Raw genomic sequence first — 11,780 nt, forward strand, 5'->3', positions numbered from 1 at the left:
GGAGTGCGGTCCAAACAAAAACGCGCCCATCTCAAAAGCCACAAACGGCGCGACGATATGGACGGAACCAAACAAGAAGAGCATCGGCAACGGCTTGCGAAACGCATCCCCCAATTGCCGAAATGTGCCTCCCAACCCGAGCACCAGTGTCAAAAAAGCAAACAGCCACGGCACAAGCCAAACGAGTTGCGCCAAGTCGCGGTAAAAAACAAACCCGACCACCAAAGACGCCGGGATTAGCAAAAACATATGACGTTCCATCCATTTATTTGAACGCAGTCCAAAACGCGCTACTGATTGAGGCATCGCTTCATTTCGCCACCTTCACGTCAAGTCAATTCATCGATTGTTTTATCAAAGCCGGATGCCATTGTTTTGAGAAAATAATCCACTTCCGGCATGTCCAGTTTTTTAAGCGATGCCGCCAATTGCTTCTCCGCGACGGAGAACTCTTTATTTCCCGCGGAGATTTCGGATTTGCATTTCAGGTAGGCGGCGATCAAGTCGCTTGCCTTTACCCATCTGTAGATTTCCGGATCATGCTCCTGCACGAGGGGGCGATATGTTTTTTTCAATTGTTCCGGCAGCATCTGCATCAACCGCTCCGCAGCCGTCCGCTCGATTTCCCGAAAATGGCGCAACAGCACTTCATTGCTGTGTTTGACCGGATGCGCCACATCGCCGACAAACACTTCCGTCGCGTCATGAAACAAAGCCAGCGCGACAACTTTTTCGGTCGGAATCTCTTTGTGAAAAATCTCGTTTCCAATCGTGCACAGCATGTGCGAGATGACCGCAACATCGAAGGAATGCACAGCCACAGATTCTTTATGCGTATTGCGCATCAGACTCCAGCGCTCAATATACCGCAGACGATATAGAAATGTAAAAAAATCGTAACCCACCGCATTTCCTCCCAATGCCAAGGCGCCCGAACGGATCGGGCGCCAACAGCATAGCTGCATGCAAAAGGAATCCGCAAATTCCTTTTTAGCCTTCCACCACTTTTATCACGTTGCGGACCGACTGCGCCGATTTTTCCAGCGCCGCTTTTTCCTCGGCGGTCAGTTCCAGTTCGAAGATTTTTTCGATACCGTCGCCGCCCAAAAGCGTCGGCACTCCCATGAACAATTGATTGTAGCCGTATTCGCCTTCAAGCAAGGCAATTGCCGGAATAATCCGCTTCTTATCCTTGATGATCGCTTCCGTCATTTGCACGAGCGATGCGGCCGGCGCGTAGTAGGCGCTGCCGTTGCCGAGCAAATTGACGATTTCGCCGCCGCCCGTACGGGTGCGCTGCACGATCGCGTCGATGCGGTCTTTCGGCAGCAGTTTTTCCAGCGGAATACCGCCGACGTTGGAATAACGGACCAACGGCACCATATCATCGCCGTGGCCGCCCAGCACAAACCCGCGCACATCCTCGACGGAAACGTGCAGCTCCTGGGCGATGAACGTGCAATAACGGGCCGTATCCAGTACGCCGGATTGGCCGATCACCCGGTTTTTCGGAAACCCGAGCGTTTTGTACGCCACATAGGTCATTGCATCGACCGGGTTGCTCAAGATAATGACATAGGCGTTCGGGCAATACGTTTTTACATGCTCGCAAACCGATTTCATGATGCCGGCGTTGGTGTTGACCAGATCGTCGCGGCTCATCCCGGGTTTGCGGGCGATACCGGCGGTAATAATGACAACGTCCGAACCTTGCGCGTCTTCATAGTTGGCGGAACCGGTAATGTTGCTGTCCGCTCCGATAACCGGCGTTGCTTCCAGCATATCCAACGCTTTTCCCTTTGTCGGGTTTTCCAACTGCGGGATGTCGATCAGCACGACATCCCCCAATTCTTTTTGCGCGAGCATCAAGGCTGTAGTTGCACCGGTAAAGCCGGCGCCGACGACGGTGATTTTTCTCCGTTTGATGGCCATACATCCAACACCTCCAAAATTTTCGGAAAATCAATCCATGTTTTTGATGATCAAATCGCCGAATTGCGAGCACTTCACTTCGGTTGCGCCTTCCATCAGGCGGGCGAAGTCGTACGTAACCGTCTTGTTGTTGATGGATGTCTCAAGCCCTTTATAGATCAGATCGGCTGCTTCCTGCCAGCCCAAATGTTCCAGCATCAGCACGCCCGACAAAATAACCGATCCCGGATTGACCACGTCAAGGCCGGCATATTTCGGGGCTGTGCCGTGCGTCGCTTCAAAAATGGCATGGCCGGTAATATAGTTGATGTTCGCTCCCGGCGCGATGCCGATTCCGCCTACCTGCGCGGCAAGCGCATCGGAAATATAGTCGCCGTTCAGGTTCATCGTGGCGATCACGTCGAATTCCGCCGGACGGGTCAACACCTGCTGCAGCGTGATATCGGCAATTGCGTCCTTGATAATGATTTTGCCAGCCGCTTCGGCCTCTTTTTGCGCCTTGTTGGCGGCTTCCGCGCCTTGTTCCGCTTTGATGCGGTCGTATTGGCCCCAGGTGAAAGTTTGCTCGCCGTATTCCTGTTCCGCGACTTCATAACCCCAGTTTTTAAACGCGCCTTCGGTAAATTTCATGATGTTGCCTTTGTGGACGATCGTAACGCTTTTGCGTTTATGCTTGATCGCATATTCGATGGCGGAACGGATCAGGCGTTTTGTGCCTTCTTCCGACACCGGTTTGATGCCGATACCGGACGTTTCGGGGAAACGGATCTTTTTAACGCCCATTTCTTTTTGCAGAAATTCGATCACCTTTTTCACTTCCGGCGAACCGGACGCCCATTCGATACCGGCATAAATGTCTTCCGTATTTTCGCGGAAAATGACCATATTGACAAGCTCCGGATGTTTTACCGGAGACGGAACGCCTTGGAAATAACGGACCGGGCGCAGGCAAACATAAAGATCAAGCTCCTGGCGCAGCGCCACGTTGAGCGAACGGATTCCGCCGCCGATCGGCGTGGTCAACGGCCCTTTAATCGCCACAATATATTCCCGAATAGCCGTCAGGGTGTCCTCCGGCAACCATTCGTTGAATTTGTTGAAGGCTTTTTCACCTGCATACACTTCGTACCAAGCGATTTTCTTTTCGCCTTTGTACGCTTTTTCCACCGCCGCATCCAGAACGCGCTTGGCCGCTGCCCAAATGTCCGGGCCTGTGCCGTCGCCTTCGATAAACGGAATGATCGGGTTGTTCGGAACTTGCAGTTTCCCGTTTTGGATTGTAATTTTCGCGCCCTCAACAGGTGCGGCATAGTGTTTAAACTGAACCATCGTTTTTCCTCCTAAGTATGTTGATCGGTCTGTTAATTGCGTTGTTCAATCGGGATGTAATGTTGATTTGTCGGTCCTACATATTCAGCGCGGGGACGAATGAGCCGGTTGTTGGCATATTGCTCCAGAATATGGGCTGTCCAACCGGACACCCGGCTTAAGGCGAAAATCGGCGTAAACAAATCGCGGGGGATTCCCAAAATGGTATAGACGGAAGCGGAATAAAAGTCCACATTGGGCTTTAGGCCTTTCAGTTCGGACATCATTCCTTCGATTTTAACCGACATGTTGTACCAGTTCAGATTGCCGGTTAATTTGCCAAGTTCGTAGGACATTTTTTGCAGATGCTTGGCCCGCGGATCGCCGTTTTTATAGACGCGGTGGCCGAATCCCATGATTTTTTCCTTATTCTTCAGCTTTTCATGAATAAACGATTCCACTTTGTCAATGGAGCCGATCTGCTCCAGCATCGCCATCACCGCCTCGTTGGCCCCGCCATGCAACGGTCCTTTCAACGCGCCGATTGCCGACGTTACGCCGGAATACAAGTCGGACAACGTGGCCACCGTTACTCTTGCGGCAAATGTCGAGGCATTCAATTCGTGGTCGGCATGCAGCACAAGCGCTTTATTGAACGCCTGCACGGCAACGTCTTGCGGTTCCGCGCCAGTCAGCATGTACAAAAACTGCGCGGCAAACGACAAACCTTTTTGCGGTGCGACAGGTTCCTTGCCTTCGCGAATTCGCGCAAAAGCGGCGATTATGGCCGGAATCCTTGCTTGCAACCGCACGGCCTTGCGTAGGTTGGCGGCTTCACTCATTTCATCTGCCTCTGCGTCGTAAAAAGCCAAACTTGAAACTGTCGTGCGCAGCATCGTCATTGCATTTATATTGCGGGGAATAGCCTTGATTTGGGCAATAATCGGTTCGGGCAAGACTGCGCTTTCAAAAAGTTCTTGCCTTATACTCGCCAGTTCTCTGCTGTTGGGAAGCTTGCCATGCCAAAGCAAATACACAACTTCTTCAAATAATGCATGCTCGGCAAGTTCATCAATATCGATTCCGCGGTAGGTTAACACACCGTCAATAATCGAACTGATCGCAGAGGTTGTGGCAATGATGCCTTCCAGACCTTTTGTAACCGTCATTCACAATTCTCTCCTTTGGCATATTATCAGTCCGACCGGCTCCGGGATGCTCGTCCCGCTCGTCCGGTTCAGGACACAATCTGAAAAAAGTGATGTACAGCGTCTGACCAACCCAATGAACATCATACTTGATTTTGAACAATAAGTGAACATTGACAGAAGAAAATGACATAAAATTTCATTATCACAGTTAAAAAGATTTTTTTGTCAGTTCATCTCACTATGAGATGAAGTGCAAGCGCCACTGCAGAAAAAAAACAATCCATAATATATTGTGCGTTTCCGGCACGTATTTTCATTCGTGAAATTTTGCCTGAGCCAACTGTCAAGGCTAAAACCTGCTTAAAAAGCAACCTGTGGCGAAAGCCCCCGAACCTTGCCGACGGTTATCGGTCGTTTTGCCGGCTTGCGGCCTTTTGAGCTTGGAAACCCGGCCGGTTAGTCGGCCTGCTGCCTTTTGAGCTTGGAAGCCCGGCCGGTTAGTCGGCCTGCTGCCGGCCCCTATAGCGGCAAAAATGCTGATATAGCGCCTCTTGCAAAGCGAATCCGCGCCTATAACGGCAAAAGTGCGGATATAGCGCCTCATGCATGCGGGAAATCCTCCTGTATAAATGACGGAAAAACCGTTTATCTGATCTTATGTCGGAAAAACTCCCATATAAATTCGCCGTTTTTCAGCTATTAGCTGTTTTCGGAGAATTATGCGGGAGGTTTTCCGGCATAATTTCATTTTTGCGTAAATTTGCCGAAAATAACGGGAGGTTTTCCCGCATACAGCCGAGGCGCACGAATTTCACCTGGTTACCGATAGCGGATCGGACGCAAAAAATCGGAAACAATATGGACAAATAGCCGCTGTGGCGCCCGTTAAAATTTCAAATCAGCCTTTTTTCGGCAAATAGCCTCTGCTACGACCGATAGTGTCGTGCGGGATTGTGATCCCCCATTTTTGCGATACGCAAGGAGGCAATTCCCCCACATTTGCGTTGCTTAAGGAGGCGGTTTACCCTGTTTTGGCGCTGTGCGGGGTGGTGGTCGCCCGTTTTGGCGTTGGGCAGTAGCCGGCAACATAAAAGCCGTCTTTTGGCGTTAAGACGGCTTGGCTTAATCCGGATTGTTAGTCGTTTTCAAGCGGACGTGGTCATGTCTCCACGAACGACCGCAACGGTCTTATGGGGAATCGAACATCCATTCACGAATAGACATAACCAATAATCGAAAGTTGCGGGCAACGATGAGGCACCAAGGTTTGTTCCCACCGGTTATCATCAGCCTTCCCTTTTCGCTTGCCCTGCCCGTTTATACCAACGGACTACCTGATACGGCCGCCAAAGGTAGGGCAGCGGGAAGCTCACAAGGTGCACGAGCCGGGTAAACGGGAACAAGGCAAGGAGGATGAACCCGCCAAGCATGTGGATCCTGATCACCAGGGGAAGAGAGCTTACATATTCATGCTTCGGCTGCAGGACCAATAACGAATGGATCCACGGGACAGCCGTTGTGGTGAACCACTGCGCGCCCCAGCGATTGAATATCGCGATATATATGCCCGAACCGATTTGCCACAGCAAAAATGCGAGCAGCACAACGTCCATGGGCGTTGTCAGGGAGCGAATTCTGCTGTCGCTAAATCGGCGGTAAAGCAGCACCAGCAATCCCAGCAATGCCCATATGGCGAAAGATAATCCGATCACCTCCATCGTGTACAGGCGAAGCGTATCACTGACCAGATATTTCCATGTTCCCGAGAAAATAATCGCAAACAGATGCGCGAGCAAAATGAGAATGATGCCGTAATGAAACGGAACGGAGCCCCAAAACAGCTTGCGTTTCTCCAGAAATTCCGTGGACAGGCTGGAGTAGGTAAACCGGTGCAGCATAAACCGATACACCCCTACGACTACCGCCAACACGACGGCCACATACGGAAAAGCGACAAACAGAACAAGGTTAAACATAAATTCTCACCCCATTTTTATTTTGCCGGCTTGGGAAAAATCACTATGTGCGGACAGCCACGACGCGAGGCTTTGCAGCAAATGTTTGTAAGGATTCGGCGCCGCGGCAAAGGCCGCAACCATTTTATCCACTCCCGGAAGCACAATCAGGGTTAACAATTCCGCATACACTTCCCGCTCTTGTTCGCGCTTCGACAGCAATGCGCACAGCTTAAGCACGCACGAAAGATGATCGGGGATCTCCGCGCCTTCCGACAATCCGACGCGCCGATACTCTTCGCGCAACATCGCCATCAGCGACCCGCGCTTATAGCTTTCGCCGAACAGTTGAAAACCAAGGTGCGGAGAGCAAACCGGCAGCAAATCGAATGTGCGCGTGAACAGCTCTTGCAGTTCGGCGACACTGGCGTGTTCGACCCCGTCGCCAAATTTCGCCAGCTGGTTAAGCGCGGATTCGGCGTTGCCGCAATCCCGCAGCTTTCGCGCCAAGCTATGAATCTCCGGAACGATAAGCTCATTCGGGTATTCCGTCAATCGGGCGTACAATTCCAAAATCGGCCACACCGATCATAACCCCCTCTTGGGCACAAGCGAGAAGCCAAAGCCCGTTTCCCCGCGTCTGCTTAACGGATCCAGCATGCTCTCAAACGGGTTGCCGGCATGTTCGGATTCTCTTTGGTACGGAGGCAGAACAAAACGATCTTCAAAGGTGGGCAGCGAGGTCAATTTGTGAATGGCTTCGGCCTCCTCCGCGGTCATATTCGCCCGCTTAAGTGCCGCTTGAACTTTGTCATCGCTATATTCATCTACTTCCTGCGAGCGCATGAATATGCGCACAGCCATCAATTTCCGGTAAACGTCCTCGATCAAGGGGACATTTCCCGCGGAAAACAAACTCGCCATGTAGCGCATCGGCAGGCGGTAATGTTCCATATCGGCGAAAATGTCTTCCCCGGCGGTTTCATATTGGCCGTTTTTGTTAAACGCCATTACCGGCAACAGCGGCGGAATATAGAACAGCATCGGCAATGTGCGGAATTCCGCATGCAGCGGCAGCGCGATCTGCCACTCTTTCACGAACTTGTAAACGGGGGATTTTTGCGCGGCCTTGATCCATTCGTCGCCGATCCCGTTCGCCTTGGCGCCCGCGATAACCTCGGGATCATGCGGATCGAGAATCAGCTCGCGTTGCTTCTCCACCAATTCCCAATTGTCCACCTTGACGGCGCCCGGAATTTTTTCCGCGTCGTACAGGACAACGCCCAGATAGCGGATACGGCCTACGCAGGAGTGGAAACAAGCGGGCGCCTGACCGCTCTCCAGCCTGGGAAAACATAAAATGCATTTCTCCGATTTGCCGGTATTCCAGTTGTAAAATGTTTTTTTATAGGGGCACGCCGTCACGCACATTCGCCAGCCGCGGCATTTTTCCTGATCGATCAGGACGATCCCGTCTTCGCCGCGCTTATAGATGGCGCCGCTCGGGCAGGCCGCTGCGCAGGCGGGATTGACACAGTGGTTGCAGATGCGCGGCAAATAGAAAAATACCATCCGCTCCACATCCAACAGCTTTTCCCTTTGTTCCTCCGTCAGTTTGTACAAATTGATATCATTCGCCGCATACAGGGGCGAGCCGCTCAAGTCGTCGTCCCAGTTCGGGCCCGCTTCAATATCCACCGGTTCCCCGGTTACCATGGAAATGGGGCGCGCGGTGGGCTGGTCGTCGATTTTCGCCGCTTCAAAGAGTTCCCGATATTGGTAAGTCCACGGGGTATAGTAATCGTCCATTTCCGGAAGGTTGGGGTTGTAAAAAATATTCGTCAACGTTCCCAGCTTGCCTTGATGCTTTAACGTGATCCTGCCAGTCTTCCGGTTGTACTCCCAACCGCCCTGATACTTGGACTGGTTCTCCCACTGCGTGGGATACCCCGTTCCCGGCTTCGTCTCGACATTGTTCCACCACATGTATTCCGCGCCTTTGCGGTCCGTCCACAGATTTTTGCACGCAACGGTGCAGGTGTGGCAGCCGATACATTTGTCAAGGTGAAACACCATCGATACCTGTCTTCTCACATTCATGTCCGTATCCTCCCTATAGGAATGGTTACCACTCCAGTTTTTTCAGCTTTTTGACGATGACAAAGGTGTCCCGATTGGGTCCCACCGGTCCCCAGTAATTGAAATGGAAAGTGAATTGTCCGTAACCGCCGGCCAGAAATACCGGATTCAGCTTGACGCGGGTCAAACTGTTGTGGCCGCCGCCGCGGCGTTTGCCCCGCTCCTGCGACTTCGGCACGGAAATCGTCCGCTCCGGCGAATGATACACAATGCACGTTCCGCGTTGAATCCGCGCGCTGACGACGGCCCGCGTAACCAGCACGCCGTTGTCGTTCAACACTTCCACCCAATCGTTGTCGACAATCCCCAATTCTTTGGCGTCCTTGTCATTCAGCCAGCACGGCTCGATGCCCCGCGACAGGGTCAACATTCGGTGATTGTCATAGTAGGTGGAGTGGATATGCCATTTCCCATGGGGGGTCAAATAATTCAGCACCATGGCCTTGTCGTCCTGCCCGGTTTTGCTTAGTTCGCCAGTTTTGCGGAAATGCAGTTTCGCTTTGTACGTGGGCAGGTGCTCGCCAAAATCAATGTACCAGGGATGATCCATATAGAAATGCTGTCTGCCCGTCAGTGTCCGCCACGGCACCAACTTTTCCACATTCAGCGTATAGGCCGCATAGGCGCGGCCGCCGTCCATCAGCCCCGACCAGCACGGGCTGTTCAGCAATCGGCGGGGCTGCCGCTGCAACTCCTGGAACGTCAACCGCTGATCCCGCATGCCCGCGGCCAAATCTGCAAGCGGCAGCCCGACTTTTTCCTCGTCATGTTGAAATCCGCGGTACGCCAGCTCGCCATTGGTTTCCGGAGCCAGGTGCAGCAGCAAATTGGCGGCAGAAAGCGCTTCGCTTACAGACGGATATGTTTCGCCGTTCCATGTTTCCACCGGAGCCTTTTCCTTCAGTTCGTCATAGAAATCCGCGATCTCGATATGCGCTCCATGCGCGCCGACGCCGTTTTTTCGGGCCAGGGGGCCAAACGAAATGAAGCGGTTGTACAGGTTTACATAATCGCGTTCGACGACGACCAGTTTCGCCATCGTTTTTCCGGGGACCGGCTCGCATTCGCCCAAGCCCCAATCCTTAACATCCTGCTGGGCCAGCTCATCCGGCGTGTCGTGCTGCAGCGGAACGGCGACAATATCTTTCACCGGCTCGGGAAAATGGGTTTGCGCCAATTCGCTCACCGACCTGGCGATCAGCTTGAAGATTTCCCAGTCGCTTTTCGACTCCCAGCAAGGCGAAACGGCTTCGCCCAACGGATGAATATACGAGTGCATATCGGTCGTGTTCAAATCGTTCTTTTCGTACCAGGTTGCCGTGGGCAGCACAATATCCGAATAAAGGGCCGACGTGTCCATCCGGAAGTTGATGTCGACGATCAGATCCATTTTTCCTTCCGGCGCTTTTTTCCGCCAGTCGATTTCGCGGACATTGCCGTTTACCTGTTCATCCGCAATGGCGTTTGTATGGGTGCCCAGATAGTGCTTCAGGAAATATTCGTGACCTTTGGCGCTCGCCATCAAGGCGTTTCCCCGCCAAATAAACCATACGCGCGGCCAGTTTTCCGGAGCGTCGGGGTCCTCCACGGCAAACTTGAGCTGTTTATTTTTCAACCGCCCGGTCACATAGGCGACGATCTCCTGATCGTTCTGCGCGCCGGCAGCGACCGCTTCCTGCACCAGCTTAAGCGTGTTTTTGTTAAATTGCGGGTAAAACGGCATCCAGCCCATGCGCACCGCTTTGACGATCAAATCGGCGGTATGCCCTTTCGCGTAATGCGCATCGTCCGGCACATTCGCGTACTCGGAAAATTCCTTGTCGTACCGCCACTGGTCGCTGTTGATGTAATGCCAGATCGGCCCCTGCTGCAGCCGGGCGGGCTTGACCCAATCGGCGGCCATGGCAAGCGTGCTCCAGGGCGCGACCAAAGCCAGCTTTTCCTGCCCGACATAGTGATTCAGCCCGCCGCCGTTCACGCCGCAGCAGCCGCACAGAATAAGCGCCGTGGCGGGCGCGCGGTAGGACAAATTGTTGTTGTACCAATGGTTGATGCCGGCGCCGATAATGACCATCGATTTGCCTTTCGTGACCTCGGCGTTATGGGCAAATTCCCGGGCAAACCGGATCAGCGTGTCCCTGCCGATTCCCGTAAAGCTTTCCTGCCAGGCCGGCGTGTAGGGGACAGGATCGTCATAATCCGCGGGATAATCCCCCGCAAGGCCCCGGTCCACTCCAAATTGCGCCATCAGCAGGTCAAAAACGGTGGCCACCGGCACCCGTTCCCCCGTGGCCCGCTCCATATAGCGCACCGGAACGCCGCGATGCAAAGTTCTGCCTTCGGCGAACGCATCGAACCTGACCGGCAACACGCCGTCCGCATCCTCGATCAAAGTAAGCTCGGGGGCGATTGCGGAGTCGTCCAGGCCATCCTGCATTTGCAAATTCCATTTGCCCTTTTCGCTGCCCCAGCGAAATCCGATCGTGCCTTTGGGCATTTTCGGCTCTTTCGTGTGCTTGTCGAAAACGACAAACTTCCACCGGCTGTTTTCCACTTCCCGGTATTTGCCCAAATCTCCGGCGCGGATCATTTGTTTCGGCGCATAGGTGACGCTGCCGTTTTCCCAGGTTTTTTCCGCCGCCAATTCAATGAGAAACGGCGAATCGGTATATTTTTGCAAATATTCCGTAAAATACGGAACCTGCCGCCGGGCATGGAATTCGGTAAGAATCACATGGTTGACCGCCATCCAGAAGGCGGTGTCCTGGCCTGCTTTTATCGGCAGCCACTGATCGGAGAATTTGGCCACCTGACTGAAATCGGGCGCCAGCACAACGAATTTGGCCCCTTTGTGGCGCGCTTCGGAAATGAAGTGAACGTCCGGCGTCCGGGTCATATTCAAGTTTGACCCCATGGATACGATGAAGCGCGAATTATACCAGTCGGCGCTTTCGCAAACGTCCGTCTGCTCGCCCCAAATTTCCGGAAAGGCGTTCGGCAAATCGCAATACCAGTCGTAAAAGCTTAAATTCATACCGCCAAACAGCTGCAAAAAGCGCGAACCCGCCGCATAACTCAAGTACGACATGGCGGGAATCGGCGAGAAGCCCACCACTCTGTCCGGGCCGTATTTTTTCAGCGTATACATATTCGCCGCCGCGATCACTTCCAATACTTCATCCCAACCGGAACGGCGAAACCCGCCTTTACCCCGCGATTGCTGGTAGCGCTTGCGGTTTGCTTCATTTTCCACAATGGATGCCCATGCTTCCACCGGATCCTGGTATTGCCGTTT

The 11,780-nt window shown here is 53.1% G+C and carries 9 protein-coding genes; all 9 read right to left on the reverse strand.

Going from position 1 to position 11,780, the window contains the following annotated elements; genetic code table 11:
- Positions 1 to 249, reverse strand: a 249-nt coding sequence (locus VF260_07415) for a bile acid:sodium symporter family protein (protein HEX7057008.1), incomplete at its 3' end; no start/stop codon positions are given.
- Between the two features lie 80 nt (positions 250 to 329).
- On the reverse strand, positions 330 to 905 hold the full coding sequence (yfbR, locus tag VF260_07420; protein ID HEX7057009.1) for a 5'-deoxynucleotidase: 576 nt from the start codon (positions 903 to 905) through the stop codon (positions 330 to 332).
- A gap of 85 nt (positions 906 to 990) precedes the next feature.
- Positions 991 to 1,932, reverse strand: coding sequence for a malate dehydrogenase (gene mdh, locus VF260_07425; GenBank protein HEX7057010.1), 942 nt, complete (start codon positions 1,930 to 1,932; stop codon positions 991 to 993).
- Positions 1,933 to 1,962: 30 nt separating this feature from the next.
- On the reverse strand, positions 1,963 to 3,261 hold the full coding sequence (gene icd / locus VF260_07430) for an NADP-dependent isocitrate dehydrogenase (GenBank protein HEX7057011.1): 1,299 nt from the start codon (positions 3,259 to 3,261) through the stop codon (positions 1,963 to 1,965).
- A gap of 32 nt (positions 3,262 to 3,293) precedes the next feature.
- A complete protein-coding gene (citZ, locus tag VF260_07435; GenBank protein HEX7057012.1) occupies positions 3,294 to 4,409 on the reverse strand; it encodes a citrate synthase in 1,116 nt (371 codons plus the stop codon).
- Between the two features lie 1,268 nt (positions 4,410 to 5,677).
- Positions 5,678 to 6,367, reverse strand: coding sequence for a respiratory nitrate reductase subunit gamma (narI, locus tag VF260_07440; GenBank protein ID HEX7057013.1), 690 nt, complete (start codon positions 6,365 to 6,367; stop codon positions 5,678 to 5,680).
- A gap of 6 nt (positions 6,368 to 6,373) precedes the next feature.
- Positions 6,374 to 6,931: a molecular chaperone TorD family protein gene (locus tag VF260_07445; protein HEX7057014.1), complete on the reverse strand. Its 558-nt coding sequence runs from the start codon at positions 6,929 to 6,931 to the stop codon at positions 6,374 to 6,376.
- Positions 6,932 to 6,934: 3 nt separating this feature from the next.
- Complete coding sequence (gene narH / locus VF260_07450) at positions 6,935 to 8,446, reverse strand: nitrate reductase subunit beta (protein ID HEX7057015.1); 1,512 nt, start codon at positions 8,444 to 8,446, stop codon at positions 6,935 to 6,937.
- 25 nt (positions 8,447 to 8,471) lie between these two features.
- Positions 8,472 to 11,780: nitrate reductase subunit alpha (locus tag VF260_07455; protein ID HEX7057016.1), on the reverse strand; the 3,309-nt coding region annotated here is incomplete at its 5' end.

It is taken from the genome of Bacilli bacterium (assembly GCA_036381315.1).
Lineage (GTDB): Bacteria > Bacillota > Bacilli > Paenibacillales > KCTC-25726 > DASVDB01.